The sequence below is a fragment of the Dehalogenimonas etheniformans genome (assembly GCF_014672715.2).
Lineage (GTDB): Bacteria > Chloroflexota > Dehalococcoidia > Dehalococcoidales > Dehalococcoidaceae > Dehalogenimonas > Dehalogenimonas etheniformans.
Genome location: NZ_CP058566.2, coordinates 1,645,157 through 1,671,899 on the forward strand (window position 1 = coordinate 1,645,157; position 26,743 = coordinate 1,671,899).

The following is a 26,743-nucleotide window of genomic DNA, read 5'->3' on the forward strand; positions in this document are numbered from 1 at the left end:
CTCACCTTTTATTCTAGTCTACCAGCTATTTATGTAAAAACGATGAACTCTTCAAGTAGATTTGAAGAAATTACATTCATTAATGGTCAAATCCAAGCACAAAATAATTTTCAGCAGTCTCGGTTTTTAGCTTTAACCATTACTTCCGTTCTATTGACAGCTACTACCCATAGTGGTAACTTATTTCAGCCCCCACAACAGGTTGTAGATATTAGAACGTGAACTGTCCAAATTGCCATCATACTAATTTCAAGGTCGTCGACTCGCGCGAGGTCGAAGACGGTATCCGCAGACGCAGGGAGTGCCTGGGCTGCGGCTTCCGTTTCACCACCTACGAGCGGATCCAGCCGGCGGCGCTATTCGTAATCAAGAGGGACGGCCGCCGCGAGGAGTTCAACAAGGAGAAGCTGCTCGGGGGTTTGCACAAGGCCTGCGAGAAGCGTCCCCTGCCGGTGGGCACGGTCGACAGACTGGCGAATGAGATCGAAGCCGAGTTGGTCGAAACCGGGCGCTCCGAGATCCCCTCGGCTCTCATCGGCGACAAGGTGATGGAGAAGCTGAAGGCCGTCGACAATATCGCCTACATCCGCTTCGCCTCGGTATACCGGAAATTCACCGACGTTACCGAGTTCAAGGAAATCATCGATAAGCTAATCAACGGTGACGGACCCTCCCGTGCCCAGTTGCCCCTGATCCTGGGAGAAGGCGTGAAAGAAACGGGTAGACAGCAGTCCAGCCGTCATTTAGCGATGTCATCGAAAGAGGCGGGGAAGGTATGATAATCCAGGCTTTGAGATTGCTTCGCGCTCCTGCGGGATCGCTCGCAACGACGATTGCATTGACAGACAATCCCAATCGGATTGCCATGGGCCCCCGATTTCAACGCAGCCCTCGCAAAGACACTATAAGGTAAAGGATATCCTATGACGCCACAACCAATGGGCAAACCTATTGTTGATAAGAACCGGATCGCCAGCCTGATCTTCAACCAGGCGTCCGCCATGGGAATAGCCGACCGCAAGAAGATCGAAGAGATGACCAAGAGCATAATCGACAAGTTGGAAAAACCCGCCACCGCCCTTCCCGGTATGGAAGACTTCGTATCGCCCACGGCTAAGGTCCCCATCGCGGTGACTGAGAACGAAATCGAGAACATGGTCAAGGACGCGGTCGAAGGGGTGAAATCTGATGCTGAGACTCACCCTTCGACAGGCTCCCCGACTGATCGGGGCGAGACAGGACGAACGGAGAATAGTATCGTCGAAGGTGTCAAACTAGCTCCGGGCGATATCGACGAAATACCCAAGCCTCCGGTCCCTCCACTGCCTCCGCTGCAATCGACACCTGTCGCCAATGTCACACCAAAACCCGTCACCGAGGAGAAGAAAATGGTAGTCGCCATCAAAACCAAAAACTTGAAATCAATGAAGAAACAGCCCATCCCGGAAAAGATCGGGCTTTCGGATAACGCCCTCCAGGTGCTGGAGAAACGCTATTTGAAGAAGGACAAAGCCGGCAAACCTATCGAGAAACCGGAAGACATGCTGCGGCGCGTCGCCAGGACGATCGCCGCGGCCGAGTTGATCTATGACCCGAAAATCGACATTCGTTCCATCGAGGACGAATTCTACGGCCTGATGGCGAGGCTTGAGTTCCTGCCCAACTCCCCGACCCTGATGAACGCCGGCCGAGAGCTGGGGCAACTTTCCGCCTGCTTCGTCCTGCCGATCGACGACGCCATAGAGAGCATCTTCGACGCCGTAAAGCACACTGCCATGATACACAAGTCCGGCGGCGGCACCGGCTTCTCCTTCTCCCGCCTGCGCCCGGAAAAGGACCGCGTCGGCTCCACCGGCGGCGTCGCTTCCGGCCCGGTGTCGTTCATGCGCGCCTTCGACGTGGCCACTGACGTCATCAAACAGGGCGGCACTCGCAGAGGGGCCAACATGGCCATCCTCTCCGTCGACCACCCGGATATCGAGCGCTTCATCAAGGCTAAATCGGTTCCTGGCGTGCTGACCAATTTCAACTTGTCCGTCGCCGTTACCGACGCCTTCATGGAAGCCGTCCGAACCAACGGCGAGTATGAACTTAAAAATCCGCATAATGGCGAGGTCGTCGAAAAGAAGAAAGCCCGCGACCTCTTCGACCAGATCGTTAACCTGGCCTGGAAGACCGGCGATCCCGGCGTGGTGTTCATCGACCGCATCAACGCCGGCAACCCGACACCCCAACTCGGGAAAATCGAATCGACCAACCCGTGCGGCGAGCAGCCGTTACTCCCCTACGAGTCCTGCAATTTGGGCTCGATCAACCTGTCCAAGATGGTCAAGAAGAACGGCAAGGCCTCGGTGGATTATGACAAGCTGAGCTACACCGTGCGCACGGCAGTCCGTTTCCTGGACGACGTCATCGACGTCAACAAGTTCCCGCTGCCCCAGATCGCCGAGCGCACCCGCCAGACGAGAAAGATCGGCCTAGGGGTGATGGGCTTCGCCGACATGCTGATCGATCTAGGAATCGCCTACGACTCGCCCGCCGCCCTGGATACCGCCGAGGCGGTCATGGGCTTCATCCAGAGCGAATCGCACAAGGCATCGGAAGAGCTGGCCGCCGTCCGCGGCATCTTCCCGGCCTACGAGAAATCGGTCTACGACGGCAAGGTCAAGATGCGCAATGCCTCCTGCACCACCATCGCCCCCACCGGCACCCTGTCCATCATCGCCGGGTGTTCCAGCGGCATCGAGCCCCACTTCGCCCTGTGCTTCACCAGAAACATCATGGACGGCACCAAGATGGTGGAGGTCAACCCCTATTTCGAGCGCGCTTCAGTCGAGGGCGGCTTCTTCAGCAAGGAGATGATGGAGAAACTGGCCGGTGGCGCCCACCTGGAAGATTTTAAAGACGTGCCGGAAGCGACGAAGAAGCTGTTCATCACCGCCCACAACATCACCCCCGCGGGCCATGTCAAGATACAGGCGGTTTTCCAGAAGTACACCGACAACGCAGTGTCCAAGACAGTCAACTTCCCGGCCAACGCCACCGTCGCCGATGTCGACAAGGTCTACCTGATGGCTTTCGACGATAAACTGAAAGGCATCACCATCTACCGCGACGGCTGCAAGGCCGACCAGCCCATGTCCACCGGCAAGACCGAGGCGAAGCCTGAAGTGGCAGTCGTCGCTGCCCCCGCCAAGCCTGTCGGCCCGCGCGAGCGAGCCAAGGTCACCACGGGAGTCACCGAGCGGATCAAGACCGGCTGCGGCAACATCTACATCACCATCAACGCAGACGAAACCGGCATCTGCGAGGTCTTCTCCCACCTGGGCAAAGCGGGAGGCTGCGCCACCGCCCAACTCGAAAGCACCTGCCGCCTGGTGTCACTGGCCCTGCGCAGCGGCGTCCCGGTGGAAACAGTCGCCAAGCAGCTTAAAGGCATCCGCTGCCCATCCATCGCCTGGGACGCCGGCAAGAGCGTTCTTTCATGCGCCGACGCCATCGCCACCGTCCTGGAGAATTACCTGGCCAATGGCACGAGCGTCAAGGTGGAGACCAAGGCCGAGCCCAACGGCAACGGGAATGGCAACGGTCACGGCGAGAAAAAGGCCATCAAGGACTTCGGCCTGGTCAAGAACATTGCCGGCCAGTGCGTCGAATGCGGCAGCATCCTGGTGTACCAGGAGGGGTGTTTCATCTGTCCGGGGTGCGGGTTTACGAAGTGCTAATGGCGATGTGAGTATGTCTGAAAATAGTAGAGTCCGTCCGGATTCACAGAAGCGCCTGGTGCGAGAAGCCCAGGCGCTTTTTTACACGATAATATCAGTCTAAGAAAGAACAATCGGAGGAACGAGTGAAATTCCAATATCAATTCCATGATCTCTTCAATCCACTGATCCAAGCTTTGAATAACCTTGGTGGTTCGGCGTCCATTGAGGAGTTAGAAAACGAGGTCTCGAAAATTCTCAAATTGACTGATGATCAGGTTAATGAAATCCACAAAGGCAGCAGGACGAAATTAAGCTACCGTTTAGCTTGGGCAAGAACCTATTTAAAAAAATACGGATTAATCGATAACTCTGCCCGTGGAGTTTGGACATTGACTGAAATGGGGAAAAACACGAAAAGTGTGTCCCCTCAGAAAGTCGTTTCAGTGGTGCGGGGTGATGTTCAAACGCCGACCGATGAACCTATTGAAGTCGAGATACACGAAACGCAATGGCAAAACAAACTGATAGAGCATGTCCAAACGTTGACACCTCAGGAATTTGAGCGGCTTTGCCAAAGGTTGCTGCGCGAATCTGGCTTTGTGAATGTCGTTGTTACTGGGAGGGCGGGGGATGGCGGAATTGATGGTAAAGGTCTATTCCGGATGGCCGGGGTCATTTCGTTTAATGTGTACTTTCAAGCCAAGCGATATGTTGGGAGCATTTCTCCTTCTGTCGTCCGGGATTTTAGAGGAGCTTTGCAGGGTCGCGCTGATAAGGGTTTAATAATCACAACTGGTACTTTCACAAAAGCAGCGAAGGATGAAGCCCAGAGGGATGGCGCGATTGCCATTGACCTGATGGACGGTTGGCAACTCGCGGAAAAACTCAAGGAATATCGTCTTGGTGTAAATGTACAGACGATTGAAGATGTTAATTTGAACAAAGAATGGTTTCATTCTCTTTAAAATCCCTGACGCATTGCCCAGTGCCTCGTGAATTAGGAGAAAGCCGATGCTCATATTTGAAGGTGTCCGAAAATTATTTGGTAAGCCTGAAAAGAGATTTGAATTTGAAGACTATCCGATCAAAACATGGAAGAACCCCAACGCAGGCGAACCCAAAGTAGCTTTTGGTGCGAAAATTGACGGTTGGGTAACAATGGTAGGGCATGGAGAAACACCTGAACGAGCTATTGAGGCACTCAAAGTGCGATTCAATCAGTATAAAGGCTACAATAAGAAGTTGCCCGAACCCCACACCCACGTACCATTGAAGTTTGCTCCAAGCGATAAAATCAGCAAATATGAGACGATTGCAATTGACTACTTCCTAAAAGTCCTCGATATGGACTATAAGAACGGTTTCTACTCCGATGGAAGCAGCCTAGCAAATTTCGGTTTGATGAATGAAGATCAGAATGACCGCGCTAAAAGAGCGATCATCGAGAAAACCCAAGCACTATATGGAATCGACATCACTGATCTTTATGACGGCCCATTGTATCTCGTGTTTGAGCGAATAAAAGAATCAAAGGTGCTTTAATTAACAAGGACATTTTTGCCTCCCATCCATTGGCCTCCGATTCTTATGACCAAGCCCTCGCCCTGTGGCAAGCTTGAGAGGGAATCGGGCTTTCAGACGCGGATTCGCGCTGCGGCATAACCAAGTACCTTGAACGCAATCCCGGCTGCAGTTTCGGGGCGTGGGATGGAGAAAGGCTTGTCGGCACGGTGCTTGGGGGGCATGACGGGGAACCTCAGCAAGACGCTGAGGAAGGATATCAGCGTTGTGTCACTGGTATTGGAAAAGGGAACGTGTCAACAGGTAATGGCTGACCTTATTGATTTCGATAAACACGGGCTGGGAAACCTGAGGGGGCGCCAGCCTCACCAATGGATGCAAGCCGAGATGGACAGTTTCCTGACTGCCTGCGAGGCAGAGGAAGCGGCGCCGAGGATCAACCTGCCGTTCAGTCTCGACACTATCCAAAAACTACTATCGCTGGCTAAATGCCGGGGCTGCGGCAAGTGCTGCATCCCCAACCCGAAACACCCGGAGTGGCCGGGGGCGGGATTGTTCGAGGATGAACTGAAAGAGGTCGCCAAGGGATCGCTGATACCGTTTAATAAATTGAAACAGCAATGCATCTACCGTGATACCGTGGACGGACGCAAGTCATACTGGCTGCCATTTCCATGCCAGTTCCGCTCGGCCAAAGGCTGTAAGGTCTACCAGGTGCGACCGATGGCTTGCCGGATGTACCCCTTCGTCAGCGGCGACAACGATCCGTCGCATTTAATCCTGAAAGTGAGTTGCGATTACGGCAAAGACATTTACCGCGCTATCACGCGGAATATCAAAGAGTCGCTAGTTGATTCCCACTACCTGGCTTCCGGCAGAAAAACGTTCGATCCGACTGAGAAAGACTGGGAGTATTTGGTCGGGTATCTACCTAAAAACAAATAGCCTCGGCGTAACCCCCGTCACATACAATTCCAATCCTGGATAGTAGAATAAAGCATCGTTTCAGGAGGGGAAATTATGATGTACGGTTGGGGTCCCGGGTGGTATGGGGGGTTCGGAGGAGGCTGGTTAATGCTTCTCTTCTGGATCGTCCTTATTGCCCTGATAGTCTGGGGAGTCGTTTCCCTGACAAGGCATGGCCGTTATGGCCACATGCATATGCATACCGGCGGGTGCTGTTCAACTGACGGCAACGCGCTGGACATTGCCAGGGAGAGGTACGCCAGGGGAGAGATCAGCAAGGACCAGTTCGAAACCCTCAAAAAAGACCTCGGTTAAGAGATACCGGGAATCCGAAAAAGGGATGGATAATACCATCCCTTTTTCATTTTCGAGATGGAATTATGAGCCTACCTCTTTCGGCGATAAAATGAAATCGACTCATAAGGAGGGTTTCGAGCCGATGTTCGGGGACTGGAGATTCAGCGTCGTCATCGTGGTGATACTGGTGATTGTACTGATGTTTGTCGTCTGGAATGTTGCCAGGGGAGGCATCGGCAGTCATGTTCATGACCCAAAGGCGATCGCCAAAGAACGCTATGCCCGCGGAGAAATAACCCTGGAGCAGTTCAACGACATCAAAAGGAACATCCGCTAGGTTCAGGATTCAATGTATTACTCACACGGATATTGGATTATGGGAGGGATTCTGATGATCATTTTCGCGGTCATTCTTATCGTGTTAATCGTCTGGCTGGCCGCCCGAAACGGCAGTTGGGGGATGGGAAGCTGGAGTCCCGGTCCCAGGCGCGATCCGCTTGAAATAGCCAAGGAGCGTTACGCCAGGGGCGAGATCACGAAAGAACAGTTCGAGGAGATCAAGAAGAACCTGATGGGCTAAGTTGTTCTGGAAATTAAAAATGGGGGTGGCTAATAACCACCCCCATTTTTCGCTACTGGGTAAATGCCTATTTTTTCTTGGTCGAGATGCCGAAGGGCATGTACAGTGGGCACGTGCCGATCAAAGAGGTGACGATCAGGATGGCGCCCAGAGTATACAAAGCGCCTGCCCACACTCCGGTGGCGATAAAAATAGCCCAGAGAACGAAAACAATGCCGAGGATGATCCGAATCCAACGGTCGACCGCGCCCAGGTTCTTGTTCATCTATAATCCTCCTCGATAAGAATTCTTCTTTAATTATCATATCGCGGAATTTTTCGAACCCAAAAAACTCAATTCGTATGATAAACTATCGCTTTTCAAAGCCTGACGGCTTATAATCAGCCAAAATATATCGGAGCATTTCATGGCGGACAATAAATCTCTTGAGTTCGACACCTGGCTTTTGCGGTCGGTGATGCTGGCCAATGTCGAAGGCTCGGGGACACCGGAGCGAATCGCCAACGCCGCCGACCTGATGAGCAAAACGCCGATGGCGGCCACGGACTTGCGCGCCGGACTGGCCAGGCTGGCGCAAAGAGGATTCGTCCAAGAGGCTAACGGTAGTTTTTCAGCGACGCAGATAACAGCGGGTCTCAAATGGAATGAGCGGGACAAGATCCGGCAGTTGCTTTTAGCGGAGCCTGAGCGGAGCGGGGATATGGGGGCGGGGACGAGTAGCATCGGCAAGGTAGCCGGGGATTATGTCAAGCGATTTCAGGGTTTCATGTCCGGACTGACCAATCCTAAAAAGGAATAGGCTTCCACCTAATTGATGCCGGAATAACGTGAGGTTCCGCCAGCCGGAGCTTGATCAAGCACACGGTCCAGGGCGTCACGTAACTGGTCCATGGTATAAGGTTTGTGGACGACTCCGCTGAAACCCAACTCGGCATATTGCGACAGAGCCGGGTCGTCGGAATACCCGGATGAAACGATGGCCTTAACCGCCGGATCGATGTCGCGAAGGACACCGATGGTCTCCAGGCCTCCCATGCCGCCGGGGACCGTCATGTCCAGGATGACCAGGTCAAATCCGCTGCCGGTTTTCATCCCTTCTCGGTAGACCTCGACCGCCTCACGGCCGTCGACGGCTGTTTGGACGTCGTAGCCCATCCTGAGAAGCATTTTTCCGGCGACCTTGCGCACGTCTTGTTCGTCATCCATGACGAGGACCCTGAATTGGCTTACGGGCCTGGTATTCGTCTCCTGGAGTTCGGGGGCGGTGATGCCGGCGGGGAGATAAATGCTGAAGGTGGCGCCTTTAGCTCCATTCTGGCCCAAGGTCAGATAGCCGCCATGGCTTTTACAGATCGAGTAGGCTGCCGCCAGTCCAAGACCGCTGGCACCGGGTTTAGTCGAAAAGAAAGGTTGAAATATCTTATCCCTGTCTTTCTCAGGGATGCTGGGTCCGTCATCGCTGATCTCGACCAGGATGTAACGCTCGGCTTTCAGAAGCCCCGAAAGGCCGCGCCGCGCAACCTCGGTATTATCGATGCTCCTGGCAGTGATCCAGATGGTGCCGCCCCCAGGCATAGCCTCTCTGGCATTCACCAGGATATTTTTCAGAGCCTGCCTGATCTGGGCGGGGTCCATCTCGGCGATGATGACCTCAGGGATGGAGACCTTGGGTTCGATTGTCGTCCCGTCGAAAACCGATTTGACGGTATCCCGTACTAAATCGACGACGTAAGAGGGTTGCTTTATCGGCTGACCGCCTCGGGCGAAGGTTATCAATTGCCGGTTAAGCTCAGTGGCCCGAACGGAGGCTTTTTCGGCCTCGGCTAGGATCTTATCCATTTCGCTGTTCGGCTCCGTCATCTCCCGACCCAGGCTGACATTACCGATAATGGCGGTGAAAATGTTGTTGAAGTCATGGGCGATGCCCGCCGCGGCTTGACCGATGGCCTCGAGCTTTTCGTTGCGGCGTTGCTCAAGCTCCATCTTGAGTTTTTCTTCCTGGGCTTGGGCTTCCGCTTCCTTAGCTAAGGTCTCACGGCACCGGGAAGCTTGCATCCGTCGGGAGAGGCCGAATCCGACCACATTGACCAGCCCGAAGGTCGGGATGATGGTGAAGAGTTGAGAGCGAAGAGAAGCATCCTTGGTCAATACGAGCACCAGGATACTACCGACCATCAAATATATACCCAGGAACGCTTGGTTCGCCAGCTTTTGAGGCACCGCAAGGTAAACCGCAGATACCATCACGAGGTCTAAAAGGAGGTAGGTGACGTAATCAGAGGGCCGGTTCGCGTCGATTATTAAATTGCAGGTGAGCCCAGCCAGGAAAGCAATGAATAATACACGATCGAACTTTCGAAAATCGTCGACCCTTTGCAGGAACCTCAGGAGCGACAATCCGATTGTAATAATTGTCAGGCGTAAAAAAGCCAGAGCATAGAATGTTGAAGAAAATCCCTCGAACTGGTAGTCGCGAAAAACAAAGATTCCGATGACCAGCATGAAGACAGCCAGGCTTACGGAAGCCAGACGGACGTCTTCCTTGAGGTACCGGGGACGGTACCTGTCTTCAGGAACATTGGGCAGCCAGAGGTCGTTTGGTGAGTGGTCCAGGCTGCAAAAACCTCAATATAATTTCGGGCATTTTAACACGATAATTGAAAACTAAACAAAATACATTTAATTACAAAACGTTGAATATGGTTTAAATATTCGCAACCACCTAAGAAACATCTTATAATTGGTGTATTAACCTTGGAGGTAACCCTTTGGCCGATAAAGAAGAACGGGTGATGATCTTCGTTGACGGGTCCAACATGTACCACTCGTTAAAAGCCTATTTTCACCGAACCGACATTGACCTCGGCAAGTTCTGTGAAAAACTGGTCAACAAGCGCAAACTGGTCCGTATCTACTACTACAATGCCGAGGTCGGCCAAGCCCAGGAGCCGGAACGCTATAAAGACCAGCGCGCCTTTTTTGACAGTGTAGAAGCAATCCCCTACACCGAACTCCGACTTGGCCGCCTAGTCTACACCAACGCCTGGCCGAATACGCCACCTTACGAAAAAGGCGTCGATGTCATGCTGGCCACAGACATGCTGACCCACTGTTTCAAAAACAACTACGATACCGCCATCCTTGTCGCTGGCGATGCCGATTTTGTCGGCGCGCTGCAGGCGGTCAAAGACGATGGCAAGCACTGCGAAGCCGCGCTTTTCGGCGAGGAAAGGACCTCGGTTCCGTTGCGAAAGGTCGCCGACGTGGTTCACATTATCGACGGCAATCTGATGCGCGGCTGCTGGAAAGCACCCCCTCCGCCCCCTCGGCCTCAGCGCCAATTCCCGCACAGGCACGTTCGCCCTCAGCAAGGGCAGCAACCGCCCCAGCAGGCGCAAACGCCACAGCAGCAATCTGCGACTCCTGCGACACAACCGGTGCCTCAATCATCGCAAATGCGCCCGGAAGCTGCCGAAGGGCAACCGCCCCCAGTTATGCAACCACCGTCACGTCAATTGCCCCCTTCGCCGCCACCGCAGTACGTACCCAAACCTTTTAATCCGAATGGTCTGGAATAGGGCTTTAAAAGATCGGCTGAGCGCCGAATCCGGCGCGGTCATCACAGACTGGGGCGGCCGCCTCCCGGTAGCTATCGTCTACGCCAATAGTTACCACATCGGCATGTCCAACCTGGGAGTCCACGCGCTCTATAAATGGTTCAATTCCCGGGATGATTTTGTCGCAGAGCGCGTCTTCTGGGATGAAGAGCCCCAATCCACCAGCGGCGGGTTATCCGTGGAGAGCCGCCGGCCTCTGCCCGATTTCAGTGTTCTGGCGTTCTCTGTGTCCTTCGAGCTTGATTATCTGAATATTCCACGCATGCTAAAATCGGCTGGCATCCCAGTCTTCTCGAACGACCGCGATGAATCGTATCCACTGGTAATCGGCGGCGGGGCGGTGCTTACCGCCAACCCTATGCCTGTTGCACCCTTCTTCGATGCCGTCTGCATCGGCGAGGCTGAAGCGATCCTCCCCAGCCTGTCCCAAGCGATCAAAGACCCCCTTGACCAGCCTAGACAAACACAATTGGAGCGATTAGCGGCAATATCGGGTGTCTATGTCCCGTCCCTTCCGGCGCCAGTCAAACGACAGCATGTTTCTATCCTCGATGATTTCATGGTCGGGACCACAGTGTTCACAGAAGATACCGAGTTCGGCGACATGTTTCTCCTGGAGGTACAGAGAGGCTGCCGCTTCTCCTGCCGCTTTTGCCTGGTGGCCAGCTCGTTCTATCCCTTCCGATATCGCTCGATCGAATCGCTTCTCAATCAGGCCCGACTGGCCCGAAAATACCGTAACCGGATCGCCCTGGTTGGTCCCGTGGTCAGCGAGTACCCCCATCTGGCGGAGCTACTGCGAGGGCTCAAAGAATTGGGCTACAGCCTGTCGATCGGCTCGATGCGAGTTAAGCCGATCTCGACTGAAGTCCTCAATGAATTGGTAATGGGCGGAGTCAAAAGCCTGACCATCGCGCCTGAGGCGGGTACCCCCAAACTGCGGCGGTCCATCGGTAAGGGTTTCTCAGATGACGACATCACCGAGGCAGTCCGGAAGATCGGCGGCGCCGGTATAAGGCAGTTGACGTTGTATTCCATGGTCGGCCTGCCGGGTGAAACCGATGCCGACGTGGATTCGTTAGCCTCTTTAGTTCTGCGCTCTAAAGTTGAGGCAGACAAGCACCATGTTGCGTTGTCGCTAAACGTCTCAGCCTTCATCCCCAAGGCGCACAGCCCCTTCGAACGCGAACCCATGGCATCCGCCAAAGATATCGACGGGCGTTTCGACAAACTCGAAAGGTCGTTATCCGGCAAAGGTGTCAAGGTCAAGCCCGATACATCGGGGTGGGGGGAGATCCAAGCGGCTCTGGCACGGGGCGACGATAAACTGGCCGGAGTTATCGAAAAGTTGGACAAAATTTCACTTGCCGGTTGGCGCCGCTCAATGAAAACCGCCGGGTTGTCCACTGAGGCATACGCCCATCGCCGCTTCAGCGAAGATGAGCCGTTGCCCTGGGATATCATTTCGATGTAGGGAAAAACAGCTTAAATAACAAACTCACCGTTCTTGTACAGTAGTTCACCATCAACTGTGATCTCCCCGTCGTGGCGCAGGTCGCAGACCATGTCCCAGTGGATGGCGCTTTCGTTCTTGGCTCCCGTTTCCGGAATGCCGGCGCCGAGAGCCATGTGGAAGCTGCCGCCGATCTTCTCATCGAAAAGAATTTCGCGGGTGAAGTTCTTGATGCCCTCGTTGGTGCCGATAGCCAGCTCACCAAGGTAACGGGCTCCGGGATCGGCATCCAGGATCTTGTTCAGATACTCCTCGTTTTTCTCCGCCGTCGCCCTGACGCACTTGCCCTTTTCGAACCACAACCTGACCCCGGTGACCTCATGGCCACCATGGATGGCAGGGTAGGAAAAGTAAACGTGCCCTTCCGCGGAATCTTCAATCGGTCCAGTAAAGACCTCCCCATCAGGCATGTTCCTCCGGCCGTCGCAATTCTCCCATGTTCGCCCATGGATATTGAAGGTGATATCGGTTTCCGGAGCGGTGATATGGACCTTCTTCTTACCGGTCAACCAGTTGATGATATATGCCTGTTTGTCGGACAGCGCCTGCCAGTAGCCCACCGGATCGTTCAGGTCCGGTAGGCAAGCATCGAAAATGAAATCCGTGTAGTCCGCAAGGCTCATATCGGCGTCCTGGGCCATGGCGTTGGTCGGATAAGGGGCTATGGTCCAGCGGAATGCTCCAGAAGCCGACCTTTGCATCATAGTCTTCATCAAATGGCGGCGTGCCGCCGAGTGCCAGGCGGCTTTCTGGGGATCGATCCTCGAAAGACTCCGCGTATTCTCCTCCGCCAGGACCGAGATGCGCACGTCATACTGTTCCGTAATGTGGGCAAGCGGCTGGTGGACATATTCTATCTGTTCTTTCGAGCCATACTTGAATAACAGTTCGGACGTTTGCGACGGTGTTAGCACCAGCGGATGCCCACCGGCCTTAAGCACTTCGACAAAAATAGAGTCAGATAAAGGCTTGGCAATCTCGAGAGCCATGATGGCCACCCTGTCGCCCGGTTTTACCTCGACGGAGTAATTGACCAAAAGCTTAGCTAGTTTATCGATTCGTGGATCGTGCATTTGGGTTCCCTTTCATGATTATTGGACGAAAATGATCACGTAATAATAGACAGCGATAACGGCAAACACCACAGAGTCCATCCGGTCAAGTAATCCACCATGGCCAGGGATGGCCTGACTTGAATCCTTGACCGCCATATTCCTTTTGAACAACGACTCAACCAGGTCTCCGGCTTGCCCGACAATTGAGGCAAAGACACTCAATAACCCGATAGCAACAAAACTTGAGGGTAAGTTGAAAACAGCTTTTAACAACAACCCAACGATCAGAGCGGCGATCACCCCTGCTGCCGCGCCTTCCCAGCTTTTGGCCGGACTGATGGTTGGGGCCATTTTATGCTTCCCAAATGCGCGCCCGACGAAATAGGCGAATGAGTCAGAAGCAACGGTTACGCCAAGGGCAAGCAGCACCCAATCACGCCCTGCATCGAGTCCACGCAGCGCGACCAGAAAGGAAAGAAGCAAACCTACATAGATTACCCCGGCCAACGTCCAAGCCCATTGGATAAACCTTTGTGACCTGTCACCCGGCTTCAAAAGGTACAGCAGAGAAAGAGTGGCAAACCCAGTTAGAATGGATGACAGGCTGTTTTCAAAATGCGGCGAGACTATCAATAACGCTACCGCAAGTGAACCAATAACGCCGAAAGGCGCGGCCTTTACCTGTCTGACTACTTTATTGAACTCATTGAGAGCCAGAATCCCCCAAATCATTGCCCCGATCGTCAGCCAGGGCACCGGCTGGTCGTACCAGACCGCCAAAAGGGCAGCCAAGCCAAGTATGAAACCCGAGATGAGGCGCGTCTTGAGCAAAACTAAAGCCCTCCGAAGCGGCGCTGACGCCGGGCGTATTCAGTCAGGGCTTTTTCGATGTCGGCACCTGAAAAATCAGGCCAGAGCGTATCGGTGAAATAAAGTTCGGCATAAGAAGCTTGCCACAACAAAAAGTTGGATAACCTCATCTCGCCCCCGGTGCGTATAAGGAGGTCTACGTCGGGAATTCCAGCGCTATAGAGGTACTTCGCGAACGTCTCCTCGTCGACTTCATCGGGCGTGAGACTGCTTTTCATCAACTTCCGGGTAGCCTGGATGATCTCAGCGCGACCACCGTAATCGAAAGCAAAGCTAGCAACGGCTCCAGAGTTACCCATGGTTTTCTCGATTACTTCTTTGATCCGGTGACGCAACGGAGGAGCCAAACGACCAAGGCTCCCCAGGTGGCGGATAGCGATATTTTGGCTGTTCAGATCTTTGACCGTACGCTCCAAGGCTTCGGCGAGGAGACGCAAAATCCCAGCGACTTCTTCCTTCGGACGTTTCCAATTTTCGGTTGAAAAACTGAAAAGGGTTATATACGACACGCCAGCAGCGGCAAAGTCGAGGACGGCGTCACCGGCTTTTTCTAAACCGACACGATGTCCTTCGAGTCTCGGGAGACCTCTTGCTGTTGCCCAACGCCCGTTGCCGTCCATAATAATAGCGACATGGCGAGGAACCGAAGCGGATTGGGTCATTGAAGGTTGCATCAAGGAGTTATTGTAGGGCTATACGGAGTGCAGGGCAAGAAATTCCATTGTGCAACAGCATAGACTCTGGTAATCTTTCCCCGTGAATCTGCCCAAGGTCCCGCCCCTGTTCAAAGGCACGGAATACCTTAAGATTACTATTCTCAGTGCCGGTTTAGCCGCGCTGTCTCAAAGCGTCCACGGAATCATACTTCCCCTCCGGGTGCTCGACTTTGTAGGGGAGTATGACAAAAACACCGCCCTAGCAGCGATAACGTTCACCGGTCTGATCCTGGCCATGCTGTTCCAGCCTATCGCGGCGGCATTATCTGATTCGACAGCGTCTCGATGGGGACGGCGCAAGCCCTTTGTAATAGTCGGTGTTTTGGGGCTTATGCTCCTTTTACCGGGTTTGGCGCTGGCTTCGAGTTTTGCAGTCCTGTTCATTATCTATTGCCTAGCCCAATTATCTGCCAATGCCGCTCAAGGCCCTTATCAAGGGTACATTCCGGATTTGGTGCCCCTTGAACGCCGAGGGCTAGCCTCATCCTTCAAATCCGAGATGGAACTTTTTGGAGGGGCAGCGGGAATATTAGGGACGGGCATCCTGATGGCCCACTATTCCCGGCAAGATCAGAACGGGCTCTGGATCTCTCTACTTTGTTTAGCATTGTTCCTCGGTTCGATCCTGTTTTACATCGGGTTGAGCCTCAAGGAAGGACCGGTGACCCGGCCGCCGAAACCATTCCGTAATCCGCTCTCGGCGTACAGGTTCAGTATCAAGAAGAGCCCGGCTTTCGGGTGGCTTCTCGGATCACGATTGCTCTTTTTCATGGCCGCCGCAACCATTCAACAATTCGCCCTCTTCTACCTTCGGGACGTACTCGGGGTGACCGATCCGGCTGGATTCACGGCGATCTTCATCCTGACCGCCGGGGCCAGCATGGCGCTGGCAATCTTGCCAGCGGGTTATTTCGCCGACAGATACGGAGCCGCAATCCTGTCCAGAGCCGCCGGATTGCTCGGTGCACTGGGAATCCTGTTTTTGTTGCTCTGGCCTTCGACCGTAACAGTCGTCATTACGGCGGGGATCACCGGATTTGCCATCGGCATCTTCGGAGTTTCCAACTGGGCTATGGCGACGAAGATGGTGGTTAAAGGGGAAGAAGCCAAGTACCTTGCGATCGCCAACATGGCCACAGCTGGCGGGGCTGCAATCGCCAGGCTGATCGGTCCAATCATCGACTACTTCAACCGCCAAAGTCTCAACATGGGCTACCAGGTCATGCTGGTATTTTGTCTCATATATTTTGTTCTGGGCGGGCTGCTGATCAAAAATCCGAAGACGCGATCGGACGAAGTTGTTATCGAACGGGACATTTGATATACTCTTAAAGTTCTTGCCCCCATCGTCTAGAGGCCTAGGACAACGGCCTTTCACGCCGTCAACAGGGATTCGAATTCCCTTGGGGGTATTCTAATTCCACAGAGTCCGTCATATAATGATTCTGTGACCCATAACTTCCCCACCAAGTCGCCGAAGGACCAGCAGCTCAAGGGTGAACTGCGCGGCGATCTCGGCACCTACGAGAAAATCGGCTTATTCCAGCGCGACATATCCCAGAATACCGCCTACCGCTACCGCGGCGCCCTGCTGCGCTTCCAGGCCTTCCTGGGCAATAATCCACCGACCCCAGCCGCCAGCCTGGAGTACCTTAGCGGCCTGCGCAAGAACGAGCTCGACCCGGCGACGCTCCGTGTCTACTCCGTCGCGCTCAGAGGCTTCCACGAGTGGCGCGGCGAGGAACTTAAATTCAAGGTCAAGGTGCCGAAAAAAGCGCCCAAGCTGATCCCGGAAGAGCCGATCCTGAAGATGCTGGAACAGGCAGCGGCCAAGCCGCACGACGAACTGATTCTGCGCCTGATGACCGACGCAGGCATGCGCCGCGATGAAACAGTTAATTTGACCGAGGGCGCGGCGGAAGATGGCTGGCTAAGGTTTGTAGGCAAGGGCAAAAAAGAACGCCAGGTGCCCATGACCAGAAGACTGGCCGAGTTGGTGAAGATGTTTTCGACCGGCAAAAGCCCCGACACCAACCTGGTAGGCGTGGGCGAGAAGGGCATTTACGGCCTGGTCAAGCGCTATGCCGCCACCGCCGGTCACCCGGAGCTCGCGCCCCATGACCTCAGGCGCTATTTCGGCATGCGCGTCCAAGAGATTAGTGGGGACATCCGCGTCACCCAGGAGCTTTTGGGCCACTCCAACGTCAATACCACCCAAATCTACACCGCGGTTAAGCCCAAGCGCCTGGAAGACGCCATCGCCAGGTTGAACGGTCCGGGTTTGGGTGAGCAAGCAAAACGCCCAGAGCAAAACTCCGTTAATATCGATAGGTTATTGGCCGATTTGGCAAGTTTTTCAGTGAAACTTGTTGACAGGACCACTAATGCCGCGAATTTTCTGTCCCTTCTGTGGCAGAAGTTTGGCTCTGGAATAACGACCGTCCAAGTTATTCAAACCCTGACAACCGAATTTGGTTTTAGCGCTTCAGATCCCCAAGCTTTGTGGAATGGGGTTGAAACACTTCTGGCTCAATTGAATCTGCGCCAGATCATCTTCCAAGAACAGCGGCGCGGCGGAACAACCGTCAGAGGCAAGGTTGATATTGGCCACTGGGTGTTAACGGATTTCGGAAAGACAGTGGTTTTGGAAATCGAAAAGAGAAAAACAGCATAGCTAAGATCATTACCACAAAATTGTAAATTGGCCACGATGCGCCCAACAACTTGATGGTTGAGATGTCGGTTCTGGCGCTCTGAAACACGGTTTAGGAATGCGCGCGTCTGGATGCCTTTAGCTTTAATTTAGCGCCTTTTGTCACCACGGCTGAGAAGCAATTACGTTCAATGGTGACTAATGGTTGCAAACAAAGAATAGCAAACGGAATAGCAAAATAGTTGGATTTTATTGGTGGCCACAATCGGGGTTGTGTTATAGAGTGTTAGTATTAACACGATTAAGTAAAGATATGACCGCTAGTTTTACATCTAAACCTCGGACGGTCTGAGCCATATCCAGCATATTCCACGTTTTCCGATCCGCATATGGGACAAGTTACTTTGTGAGGTATCAGGGACTTTTCGCCCATTTCTTCTGTTGTGAATCTTCCATTACACCGCGGTTCCAAACATTCAAAAAGGTTTGACATATAATTAAACCAGACAGTCTTCACTTGAGAGTGTCCGTTCGCCATTTCCCTCTTCGGACAGAAATAGAGTTTATTCATTAAATCTGCTCACACATCTAGGCTCTTGGTGCGTTTCCGATAGCACCATTGGAACAAAAAGCATATTACCTTCATTTCTACATCGAATGGGATGAGTTCGGTTTTTCAAATGGATCGTTGTTGAGAGAATAACCTGAATTACCTCCGCCTCCACGTGTTTGGGAAGGATGCTGAATATATGCCATGATAGAGCGTTGAGCTTCCTCTGATAGCTCGTTGAAATCTCGGTGATATACTCGTCTTGCTAACCCATTCGCCTGCTCTTGCCTTGCTCTTTCGTATTTCTCTTTTGCCCTTTTTCTCTTTAGTCGAAAAAGCAAATAGGTTGTTACTGCGAGCGCAATTCCAATCAGAATCCAAAGAATAGAGTCTAACATAAGCACTCCTTTCAGCTGGCTTTAGGACAATGTTAGCTCTTTATAGTACGCCTCTTCCACTATCTTCCACCATTATTTTACCCGTTGAACAGCAGCAGATAGTGGTCTATTATGATAGCGGCGAATCTTTTTAAGGAAACCGCCATGAACAAAAAGAGTGTTTTAGGATTAGTTACAGCCGCGGTTGTTATAGTTTTGTTTTTAAGTTATGCCGGAATCCAACCGTTTGCCACTTATAAAGACAATGTTGTTTCCTTTGTTAATCAAAAGGCAACCAATATCCCGAATCCGCTTTCAAAGCAAGTGGCAACTGTGCACGATATTTTTGTTGGCTTCACCCTGTCACTATGTGTTGAAGTTCAACCAACTAATCAAGCACAGGCAAACATACCTTATAAGGTTCAATTGTTTGAAAAGGGCAACCTCCGGGCAACAAGCACGGTGATTTTTAACCAGCCACAGATAAACGTTGGTGACATGGTACTGGTCTATTTCCCTTTATCACGGGATGAAGTGAATGCCTACAATGGGCGTGATTTAAGTAACGTCTTTTCCGCCAAAGTCAGTTAAGAGGACCATTATGTCCAGTAGAGAAGAGGAAAATGCTGCAGCAGCCAGAGAACCAAAGAGAAAAGGAGCTTGTCCTTATTGCTGGAGCTACAGTATAAGTTACAATGAGCGCTCCAAGATCTGGGGTTGCCAAAAATGCGAGCGATCCTTTCAAATTCCAAGTTACGGACAAGGCGGGTCTTCTCCACCTCAAAAAGCAGAGCCGATGGGTTTTTTAACTTCAGTCTTTGAAGTTTGCCCCAATTGTAACGAAAGGTCTCTGATTTATCGAAAGTCTGAACTAATTGAATGGGAATATTATAAATGTAAAAATGAAAACTGCGGGAGAGTTTTTGGAGTTGAAGAATTGAATGATATGAGGGGGTCAACCTCGTGAGTGGACAAAGGTGCCCTGGATGTGGAGGATATATTTGGGTAGATGGAATATGCCAATCATGTGGTTATTCACCCAAGGCGAAGCCGAAGTTTGAGTTTGAAAAAGTGGATGTATTCAAACTCGCCAAGGGGCTAAAAGCCAAAGAAGAGGCAAATGCTAACAAATCGGGCGAAACTCAATCGCCTCCTAAACAAATAGCGGCGAGTACGAGGGAAGTCGCAATGTCAGAAATCCTAAAAAATGCGGGTCGACACTTCGTGGACATCAATGGACACTATGAAGTTGTGGTTGATGGAGACATGGTCACGATCAACACCATTCATGATGAAAGTGGTCGAGTAGTTGCAAAAGCCATGTTTGATGGCTCTGAATGGGGAAGGATTGTGGCGTGGGTTGAATGGGCAAAACATGATTGGAATACACAATCTGAAGGTAGATCGTAATTACCAATTCTATTGTTCGGATCAATCAAACAGTTCCATTGAACTCGCAGATGAGTCTGTAGATGCGTTTTTCGAACTCGATTAAATATCCTAAATTATTTCTAATTCATTATTTGCATGTATCGGTTCACGTTCGTTTTAGCTTTGGGATTTTGCTCTTGACAAACGGGTTGCTTATGATTTAATTAAATCGGTGACTAAAAGGAGGGCATGTTAATGAAAGGCGTACCGACTCAAAAAGAAGGAAACATAGCACGACCCGTATGGACAAAAGGTGGACCTCGACCTGACAAGTCAGGAGATGGTGCTGCTGTAAGACCGTCTAAAACCAAACGCTAATCGTCTTTCTGATTACTAGATATAGGTTCCCATTTAGGAAACTCTTCTCGGCTTTGGGGGCTTTAGCTTTACGGACCGGCGCACCTTTTTATGAATCAGGCGAGCCTGGCAGTGAGACATCCATAATGAAAGACCGAGTCATGACATAGGTCATATGTGATAAATGACTCATATAGTCATGTAGGCTAAAGACACATGGGTTGTCGGGGAGTGTCGGTAGCCGAGTCATATAGTCATGAATGATAAAAGACTCATGGGTTGTCGGGGAATGTCGTTATAATGCTACCCCATTTGCATCAAGAACATGGTAACCCTTTAGCCCAACAATTCAACATTTTGTTGGTTTGCCGCTTTTGGTCAATTACCGTGCACATAATCGCCTTTTCTCGCCGGCCTTGACTATATCTATAAGACGAATATACTTAACCACAAATATCTCGAGAGGCGCGGGTTTTTGGGAAGAGTTCCGATTACTATCATGGGATTTCGTTGTGAATGTTGCACATACGAATGGATACCAAAAGATTTCCAGGAGCCAGAGGCTTGTCCAAAGTGCAATAGCGATGTTTGGAATGTCCCCCTCAAAAATACACTGATTACTTATGAAGAATTCAGAGATCGCGTAAAACAAATACTTTTAAAATCGCGTTCTCGGATGACATGGACTGAAATTCGCACGGGTGCTCAACTCCCTCAGAAGTTCCCCAATAATCAATGGGTACACAAAATGGAAAACGACATAGGTTTATCCAGACAGAAAGATGCACACGGAATAATCCAATGGGAAATAAAGGTATGAGCGAAAAATCAAGGTTTTGAATATGTTTTTGGATCTTCCTGAAAAAACCCCTCTTGAACAACGCAAAGGGAAAAATTATTGGAATAGTTCTCATTTTTGCTCCGAGCCTGATTTTTTCACAATTGGTTATTCTGGTCATACCATCCAAAGTTTCATTAATACTCTAAAAGCAGCAGGTGTCGTCACATTAGTCGATGTTAGGTATTTACCTGTGAGCCGATTTAAGCCAGCGTTTAGTAAAACCAATTTAAAAAATGCTCTTGAGGCTAATGGGATCCTTTACAGTCATCGCCCCGAATGGGGTATTCCCCGTGAAATCAGAGCCTTCAGCATTGGGAAGCAGTCTCGTGGTGATATTTGGCTTTGGTACGATTCTAACGTTTTGCCCAAAATCGCCGGTGATAATCTTAATGTATTTTTTAACTCACTTGAGCATCCCGTTGCATTTATGTGCATGGAGCTTGATCCGACAGAATGCCACAGGCATAGGATTTTTTTAGGCCTCGAACGAATAGGGTTGGGTGGGCGTGACCTTTAGGAGAACGAGGAGTCCTTGATGACTGATGTTGAAAAATGGACGAAAAAGAAAATCCTTATCACGGTTCGCACTTATCCAATACCATCGTCAAAAGACATAGAGGTGTCATGCACAGCCGGAATTACCGAAGACGGTAACTGGATAAGGATATTCCCGGTCCCATTCAGATTTCTGAATGAAGATCAACGATTTAAGAAGTATCAGACGATAGAAGCCAACCTTATTAAAGCTAAATCCGATACGAGAGCTGAAAGTTATAGGGTGAACGTCGAAACAATTAAAGTTATAAGTGATTCGATCGGCACTGATAATTGTTGGGCCGCAAGGAAATCCAAGGTCCTTCCATTGAAGGCTTTGTCCCTTTGTGCTTTGCAACGGGAACGGAATCTTTCATTATTTCCAACATTAGGATTCTTTAAACCGAATAGAATCAAGCGACTGATCATAGAACCCACGAACCCTGAATGGACCATGGAGGAACTCTCTAAGTTGCGTCAATATCCCCTGTTTGGGAAGTTGCCCAAAGAGGAATTGAAGAAAGTCCCGTACTCTTTCAAATACGAGTTTGAATGCGAAGATGATAACTGTAAATCGCATATTCTATCTTGCACCGATTGGGAAATGGGAGCCTCATTCCATAATTGGAAAGATAAATATGGATCTAGTTGGGAAGAACATTTTAGGGCAAAATACGAAAAGGAAATGATTGAGACCAACGACACGCATTTTTATGTTGGCACCGTCCACCAGCATCCAGATGCTTGGATCATTGTTGGTTTATTTTATCCAAACAAAACGAGTCAGCTATCATTGTTCTGAATTCTTGAATATTGGATTATTCGTTCTTGATTAGATTTACTAACACGCTCTCGAAATGAAACGAATATCTAAACAATATGGAAACTGACAACTCAACATTCCTCGAGTGTCCAAGTGAAGAACTCTGGGAATCTCGACGGCAATGGTTTGAGACACTATCGGAAAGCACAGCCGGAGAAGCTGCATATGTGGTTAGCGAACAAGCTTGTGCTTTGATTGGAGAAGTTCAAACGGCGTTTTGTGCAGGCGTTTGGGTCGCAGTGGTCCTTTTAGCTATGGCGGTTGTTGACAGCCAACTTCGCGAAACTGAACTTCCCGATTACAAGGGGAATACGAAAGATCTTCTTTCAATTGTAGGAGCCAACGAAGCTCTACAAGGTCTACGGATAAGGAGGAATTCATTCGTACACGTTGATCCTAAAAACCCTGCAATCACCGTCGATCAGCAATGGAATGATAGGCAAAAACTTGAGAACGAAGCTAGAGAGGCTGTGAAGCTTATGTTTGAAGCTTTCTACCTTGGATCTTGGGTATAGTCCGAATAGAACCAATGAAATTTAAACCCGTTAGGACATGCCAAAAAAAGAATCGGGATCGAAATGATCCCATAGTGTTAATGTGTTTTTCTTATAACTATTCAACAAACAAATGAAAGGCTAATTTTGGTAATTCATTTTCTTCCCACAGAGTCAATTGAGGAAGTGACGGAAGAAGTATCGGATCCTCACGTTTTTCCCGCAAACTCTTGGAGATATGTTGCAACCATACCCTCATGACCCCAACGTCATAACGAATACGGTTGTAGTGTTTCAATTGAACCTTCTGAAGTTCCGCATCAGATAGGGAGCCTCCGACATTCGTCAAATAACTTGCCAATTTTGGTCCAATGGCGAAATGTGTATCCGATGCTAAGACTAGGGCACGAACAACGCACAAGGCAGGAAATTGATTATTTTCATTGTTGATCTCTAAAATCCTGTCAACGATACCGTCAAAGAATTGGTCATTATCAGAATAGATTTTTCTCGCTTGGCCTCTCGTCGTCCAAGCGTCCACGGCAACAGCCTCAAGGTTAAAAAACGTCGTCGAGGGCAAAGATTCAAATCGTGCACTCATTATTTGGCATTCACGAAATGCCATTGTTTGTTCAAGTGGCCAGATATCAAACTGCCAATGAGAACGCTTCATACTGAGTCCACCAAACCGGGTTTCTCTAGTAAAATATTCTTGAAACTGTTCTCGTAATTGATCCAAAGATGCACCCGAGACAACAATATCGATATCACGTGGTCTACCAAACTTCCCGGTTTTCAATCGGGATAACAATAACGACCGAAGCGTTCCGCCAAAAAACACCGCTCGGGTGCTGGAAATTTGAAGATCACGTATCGTTTCGACAATCGGAGCGATCCATAATACATCTCTTCGGGAACACAACGATGAGATATCGTGAATTAGTTCGTTTTTTAATTCTGATATTAGGATTTTTCTATCCATTTGTTAGTTCGGTGTGTAATCTCTTAGCGAACGTATCCGTCATACCGCATATATAGTCGGTCATAAGTTGCAACCGATGATAGTTTTGGGGTAGCTCAGGTAATGTCTGAACAGAATTCAAGAACACTTGACGATAGTTATCAGAAAATAGCGCTCCGACTTTACCCTCAAATGAGCTTGTCTTTGGCAATCTATCTAGAGGTAAGTTTCTCGCTCCTTCCCAAAAAATATCCATAAGATCACAAATTACATGGTGACCCATTAATTCCAATTTTAAATTTGATGAGGTGCAGTACACTTTTTTTTGCCCAATGGACTTCAATTCCTCAACTAGGGCAGATGCATCACAATCTTTGATTAATTCATTTCTATAATCACCCGCCATAATTTCATCATATCGGGAGATGAATACCTTTATTACTGAACTTACCATTACCTGAATGGCAGCAGTACGGAATGCTGATGCATAAGTATAGCCTGGCAGATTATCATCAACCTTATCTTTTCCAGCCTTCAATATTGTGACCATACCTTCGATGGCGGATTTAATATTTGCATCATGTTTACTGACTAAACAATCATCGATATCGCTCCAGCGTACAATCCCCTTTTTTACAGCGTCTTCGATGTCAGCGACCGAGTAAACGATGTCGTCTGCAGCCTCAATTAGGTAAGTTAGGGGGTTTCTTGCGTTTCCAGTCCCCGAGCGTTCTCTAATATTTTGCACAATGTTTGTTTCCGACGTAAAAAATCCTAGTTTGGACTTCGCGTGATCTATTCCTTCCTTATTAACCTCATTAGAGGAAGCAGTATACTTACATGATGCAGAAAGAGTCCCAAACGTCAAATTGAGGCCATTGAAGTCCGCGAGGATTTGGAGCTTGGTCAATAGTCGCAAGGATTGAGCATTCCCATCAAATAGCAAAAAATCTTGGGCGAGTTCATTTCTATCGGCCAGAAATTTTGTAAGTTTATCGTCACCAAATCTCGTCTTGAACCAATCACGAATAGCATCTTCACCGCTATGTCCGAACGGAGGATTCCCCAAGTCATGAATTAAACCGCACGTGCTACAAATTGCTTCAATTAACCTCTCCATTCCGCTCGAAACGTGGTCTTCTTTGAGGAGCCACTGTCCAACAGAAATACCAAGCCCGCGTGAGACTGAAGATACTTCGAGAGAATGCGTTAATCTTGTTCTTACCGCGTCGTTAGGCTCGAGAGGAAATACCTGAGCCTTATCTTGAAGCCTTTTGACTGGTGTAGAAAAAATTGTTCTATCGTAGTCTCTCTCAAATTCGGTTCTATGATCTTTAGGGTTTGTTGACTCACGCGGTCTGTCTTTGCACAAAAGTTGTTTCCAAGTTGCAGTCATGCCTAACTCCTTATCAAACCGCGAAATTCAATAATTCCATAGCATACGCAATTATCTAGGTTTACCGTAACGTTCTGAGCTTAAGCAATGACCTTCATAAATAATGGCATCATCGAAAAAGTTTGCTTAAAGCTACAACCCTGCAAATCGTTTGTCAATATCTGTTTTTAGTTTTGGGTGAATTCCCTCTCGGGAGCGCAACATTAATACAGTTGGTCAAATCGTGTTTCCCTTTGTTTCGATAGTTGCATCCGACTTTCTCATTAGAATCAACTGCCATAGTGGCGTTTTGATACATACTGGCTTATAAAAGGTGAGGCAGTAATGGGGGACCTTCGTCCAGTTGAGGAATAAAGAACGACACAATACGTCAAATTGGGGCATTAATGAGGAACCTTCAGATCCGTGGCGGCCAATAAAGGTATCTCCTATCATGTCATAACTCCAGACCCTAAGACTCGGTCGTCATCGTAAAAAACTACCGTCTGACCTGGCGCTGGTGCAATCTGAGGTTCTTTGAAGAGAACCATCACTCGATCAGTCCCTTCAGGTTCTAACAACACAGAAACCATCTTACCCGAGGATCGGATTTTTACGCCTGCTCCTAAACGAACCTTAATTCGTTCGACTGAGATCCAATTCAGGTCTTGCACGAGGACACTGGAACGCATTAGCGAGACTTTATCTCCGACTGTAAGACTATTCCGTATCGGGTCAATTTCTGTTACGTATAATGGTTCTGCACCGCTAAGACCTAATCCGTGACGCTGGCCGATCGTGAAGAACGCCACTCCAGGATGAGTACCCACTTGTTTTCCATTCGCATCCAGAATCAGTCCATTATCAGTTTTGCCTTTCAAGAGTTGGCCGTAACCCCCGGCAATAAAATTCTGACTTTCGGCTTTATCGGCTACCGGTAATTCGTATTTCTCAGCCAATCCCCGCACCTCTTCTTTGGTAAGTTCTCCAAGAGGGAATCGGATAATCTTGAGCTGATCTTGCGACAAACTTGATAGAAAATAAGTCTGATCTTTGTTTAGATCACGGGCGCGAAGGAGTTGGTAACGACCGGAAAGATTGTCATATTCTGAGCGGGCATAGTGCCCCGTGGCGACGAAATCAAAATCCAGTCCGGAACTTCGAGCTCTATCGATGAGAATACCCAACTTAATGCCCTGGTTACAGCGAATACAAGGATTTGGCGTCCTGCCAGCCTGATATTCTGCTTCAAAATATCCCAGAATGTCCGACTCGTATTCACGGCTGAGATCGAAAATTTCCAGGGGAATATCCAGCTTCTCAGCCACTTTGCGGGCATCTTCGATATCCTCGGATTCGCCGGGTCCGTAACAGCCGTGCCTCGTTCGGGTGTCCGCAGTCGGTCCATGACCCTTGTATATTTTCATCATGATGCCGGTGACTTCGTAGCCGTCATCCTTGAGCAGAGCCGCAGTCACGGCCGAATCGACGCCACCGCTCAAGGCAACGAGAACCTTTGGCATAATCATTGATACAACATAGTTTTGATGGGAAAATATGAATT

At 50.0% G+C, this 26,743-nt stretch carries 28 protein-coding genes and 1 tRNA gene; 20 read left to right on the forward strand and 9 right to left on the reverse strand.

Annotation, left to right across the window (positions count from 1 at the left end; genetic code table 11):
- Window positions 1–218 precede the first annotated feature (218 nt).
- The 8 genes from nrdR (at window position 219) to HX448_RS08235 (ending at window position 7,071) form a co-directional block, all read left to right on the forward strand.
- A complete protein-coding gene (gene nrdR / locus HX448_RS08200) occupies window positions 219–779 on the forward strand; it encodes a transcriptional regulator NrdR (RefSeq protein WP_102331787.1) in 561 nt (186 codons plus the stop codon).
- Between the two features lie 645 nt (window positions 780–1,424).
- A complete protein-coding gene (locus HX448_RS08205; RefSeq protein ID WP_226846913.1) occupies window positions 1,425–3,725 on the forward strand; it encodes a vitamin B12-dependent ribonucleotide reductase in 2,301 nt (766 codons plus the stop codon).
- Between the two features lie 125 nt (window positions 3,726–3,850).
- On the forward strand, window positions 3,851–4,672 hold the full coding sequence (locus HX448_RS08210; protein WP_102331789.1) for a restriction endonuclease: 822 nt from the start codon (window positions 3,851–3,853) through the stop codon (window positions 4,670–4,672).
- 46 nt (window positions 4,673–4,718) lie between these two features.
- Window positions 4,719–5,249 carry a hypothetical protein gene (locus HX448_RS08215; protein ID WP_102331790.1) on the forward strand — a complete coding sequence of 177 codons (531 nt, stop codon included), beginning with the start codon at window positions 4,719–4,721 and terminating at the stop codon, window positions 5,247–5,249.
- 201 nt (window positions 5,250–5,450) lie between these two features.
- Window positions 5,451–6,173 carry a YkgJ family cysteine cluster protein gene (locus tag HX448_RS08220; protein WP_162485896.1) on the forward strand — a complete coding sequence of 241 codons (723 nt, stop codon included), beginning with the start codon at window positions 5,451–5,453 and terminating at the stop codon, window positions 6,171–6,173.
- A gap of 129 nt (window positions 6,174–6,302) precedes the next feature.
- Window positions 6,303–6,509: an SHOCT domain-containing protein gene (locus HX448_RS08225; protein ID WP_226846727.1), complete on the forward strand. Its 207-nt coding sequence runs from the start codon at window positions 6,303–6,305 to the stop codon at window positions 6,507–6,509.
- Window positions 6,510–6,600: 91 nt separating this feature from the next.
- Window positions 6,601–6,828, forward strand: a complete 228-nt coding sequence (locus HX448_RS08230) for an SHOCT domain-containing protein (RefSeq protein WP_162485897.1) — start codon at window positions 6,601–6,603, stop codon at window positions 6,826–6,828.
- Between the two features lie 54 nt (window positions 6,829–6,882).
- On the forward strand, window positions 6,883–7,071 hold the full coding sequence (locus HX448_RS08235; protein WP_226846729.1) for an SHOCT domain-containing protein: 189 nt from the start codon (window positions 6,883–6,885) through the stop codon (window positions 7,069–7,071).
- A 67-nt stretch (window positions 7,072–7,138) separates the two neighbouring features.
- On the opposite strand, the gene HX448_RS08240 is transcribed toward HX448_RS08235, so the two are convergent.
- Window positions 7,139–7,336, reverse strand: a complete 198-nt coding sequence (locus tag HX448_RS08240; protein WP_102331795.1) for a YgaP family membrane protein — start codon at window positions 7,334–7,336, stop codon at window positions 7,139–7,141.
- Between the two features lie 142 nt (window positions 7,337–7,478).
- Between HX448_RS08240 and HX448_RS08245 the strand changes: the two genes are divergently transcribed.
- Window positions 7,479–7,871, forward strand: a complete 393-nt coding sequence (locus HX448_RS08245) for a hypothetical protein (protein ID WP_102331796.1) — start codon at window positions 7,479–7,481, stop codon at window positions 7,869–7,871.
- Between the two features lie 8 nt (window positions 7,872–7,879).
- On the opposite strand, the gene HX448_RS08250 is transcribed toward HX448_RS08245, so the two are convergent.
- Window positions 7,880–9,574 (reverse strand): ATP-binding protein, encoded by a 1,695-nt coding sequence (locus HX448_RS08250; protein WP_102331797.1) that lies wholly within the window; start codon window positions 9,572–9,574, stop codon window positions 7,880–7,882.
- A 266-nt stretch (window positions 9,575–9,840) separates the two neighbouring features.
- On the opposite strand from HX448_RS08250, the gene HX448_RS08255 reads away from it, so the two are divergent.
- Together HX448_RS08255 and HX448_RS08260 are read left to right on the forward strand one after the other, a co-directional pair.
- A complete protein-coding gene (locus HX448_RS08255; protein ID WP_226846731.1) occupies window positions 9,841–10,650 on the forward strand; it encodes a LabA-like NYN domain-containing protein in 810 nt (269 codons plus the stop codon).
- Window positions 10,637–12,163, forward strand: coding sequence for a radical SAM protein (locus tag HX448_RS08260; RefSeq protein WP_102331798.1), 1,527 nt, complete (start codon window positions 10,637–10,639; stop codon window positions 12,161–12,163). The genes HX448_RS08255 and HX448_RS08260 overlap by 14 nt, the downstream gene beginning before the upstream one ends.
- Before the next feature lie 11 nt (window positions 12,164–12,174).
- Here HX448_RS08260 and HX448_RS08265 read toward each other — a convergent pair whose 3' ends face one another.
- The 3 genes from HX448_RS08265 to uppS are packed head-to-tail and all read right to left on the reverse strand — an operon-like array spanning window position 12,175 to window position 14,789.
- Window positions 12,175–13,275, reverse strand: coding sequence for an aminopeptidase (locus HX448_RS08265; RefSeq protein WP_102331799.1), 1,101 nt, complete (start codon window positions 13,273–13,275; stop codon window positions 12,175–12,177).
- Window positions 13,276–13,293: 18 nt separating this feature from the next.
- Window positions 13,294–14,088: a phosphatidate cytidylyltransferase gene (locus HX448_RS08270; RefSeq protein WP_102331800.1), complete on the reverse strand. Its 795-nt coding sequence runs from the start codon at window positions 14,086–14,088 to the stop codon at window positions 13,294–13,296.
- Between the two features lie 2 nt (window positions 14,089–14,090).
- Window positions 14,091–14,789, reverse strand: a complete 699-nt coding sequence (uppS, locus tag HX448_RS08275; RefSeq protein ID WP_226846733.1) for a polyprenyl diphosphate synthase — start codon at window positions 14,787–14,789, stop codon at window positions 14,091–14,093.
- A 94-nt stretch (window positions 14,790–14,883) separates the two neighbouring features.
- Between uppS and HX448_RS08280 the strand changes: the two genes are divergently transcribed.
- From HX448_RS08280 to HX448_RS08290, 3 genes are all read left to right on the forward strand, one after another.
- Complete coding sequence (locus tag HX448_RS08280) at window positions 14,884–16,164, forward strand: MFS transporter (protein WP_102331802.1); 1,281 nt, start codon at window positions 14,884–14,886, stop codon at window positions 16,162–16,164.
- An 18-nt stretch (window positions 16,165–16,182) separates the two neighbouring features.
- Window positions 16,183–16,255, forward strand: a tRNA-Glu gene (locus tag HX448_RS08285).
- Window positions 16,256–16,290: 35 nt separating this feature from the next.
- Window positions 16,291–17,517, forward strand: coding sequence for a tyrosine-type recombinase/integrase (locus HX448_RS08290; protein WP_102331803.1), 1,227 nt, complete (start codon window positions 16,291–16,293; stop codon window positions 17,515–17,517).
- A gap of 627 nt (window positions 17,518–18,144) precedes the next feature.
- On the opposite strand, the gene HX448_RS08295 is transcribed toward HX448_RS08290, so the two are convergent.
- On the reverse strand, window positions 18,145–18,444 hold the full coding sequence (locus tag HX448_RS08295) for a YtxH domain-containing protein (RefSeq protein WP_102331804.1): 300 nt from the start codon (window positions 18,442–18,444) through the stop codon (window positions 18,145–18,147).
- A gap of 111 nt (window positions 18,445–18,555) precedes the next feature.
- On the opposite strand from HX448_RS08295, the gene HX448_RS08300 reads away from it, so the two are divergent.
- The 6 genes from HX448_RS08300 (at window position 18,556) to HX448_RS08325 (ending at window position 22,864) form a co-directional block, all read left to right on the forward strand.
- Complete coding sequence (locus HX448_RS08300; protein ID WP_162485898.1) at window positions 18,556–19,014, forward strand: hypothetical protein; 459 nt, start codon at window positions 18,556–18,558, stop codon at window positions 19,012–19,014.
- A gap of 10 nt (window positions 19,015–19,024) precedes the next feature.
- Window positions 19,025–19,390 carry a hypothetical protein gene (locus HX448_RS08305; protein ID WP_162485899.1) on the forward strand — a complete coding sequence of 122 codons (366 nt, stop codon included), beginning with the start codon at window positions 19,025–19,027 and terminating at the stop codon, window positions 19,388–19,390.
- A 104-nt stretch (window positions 19,391–19,494) separates the two neighbouring features.
- Window positions 19,495–19,833 (forward strand): hypothetical protein, encoded by a 339-nt coding sequence (locus tag HX448_RS08310; protein WP_102331806.1) that lies wholly within the window; start codon window positions 19,495–19,497, stop codon window positions 19,831–19,833.
- A 1,166-nt stretch (window positions 19,834–20,999) separates the two neighbouring features.
- The gene (locus HX448_RS08315; RefSeq protein WP_162485900.1) at window positions 21,000–21,509 is read left to right on the forward strand and encodes a DUF488 domain-containing protein; all 510 of its coding nucleotides are present in this window, start codon (window positions 21,000–21,002) and stop codon (window positions 21,507–21,509) included.
- Between the two features lie 18 nt (window positions 21,510–21,527).
- Window positions 21,528–22,328, forward strand: a complete 801-nt coding sequence (locus HX448_RS08320) for a hypothetical protein (protein ID WP_102331808.1) — start codon at window positions 21,528–21,530, stop codon at window positions 22,326–22,328.
- Between the two features lie 77 nt (window positions 22,329–22,405).
- Complete coding sequence (locus HX448_RS08325) at window positions 22,406–22,864, forward strand: hypothetical protein (protein WP_102331809.1); 459 nt, start codon at window positions 22,406–22,408, stop codon at window positions 22,862–22,864.
- Window positions 22,865–22,961: 97 nt separating this feature from the next.
- On the opposite strand, the gene HX448_RS08330 is transcribed toward HX448_RS08325, so the two are convergent.
- From HX448_RS08330 to mnmA, 3 genes are all read right to left on the reverse strand, one after another.
- Window positions 22,962–23,825 (reverse strand): hypothetical protein, encoded by an 864-nt coding sequence (locus HX448_RS08330; RefSeq protein ID WP_102331810.1) that lies wholly within the window; start codon window positions 23,823–23,825, stop codon window positions 22,962–22,964.
- Window positions 23,818–25,200: a dGTP triphosphohydrolase gene (gene dgt / locus HX448_RS08335; RefSeq protein WP_102331811.1), complete on the reverse strand. Its 1,383-nt coding sequence runs from the start codon at window positions 25,198–25,200 to the stop codon at window positions 23,818–23,820. The genes HX448_RS08330 and dgt overlap by 8 nt, the downstream gene beginning before the upstream one ends.
- A 431-nt stretch (window positions 25,201–25,631) precedes the next feature.
- Window positions 25,632–26,738, reverse strand: coding sequence for a tRNA 2-thiouridine(34) synthase MnmA (mnmA, locus tag HX448_RS08340; protein WP_226846915.1), 1,107 nt, complete (start codon window positions 26,736–26,738; stop codon window positions 25,632–25,634).
- Between the last annotated feature and the right edge of the window lie 5 nt (window positions 26,739–26,743).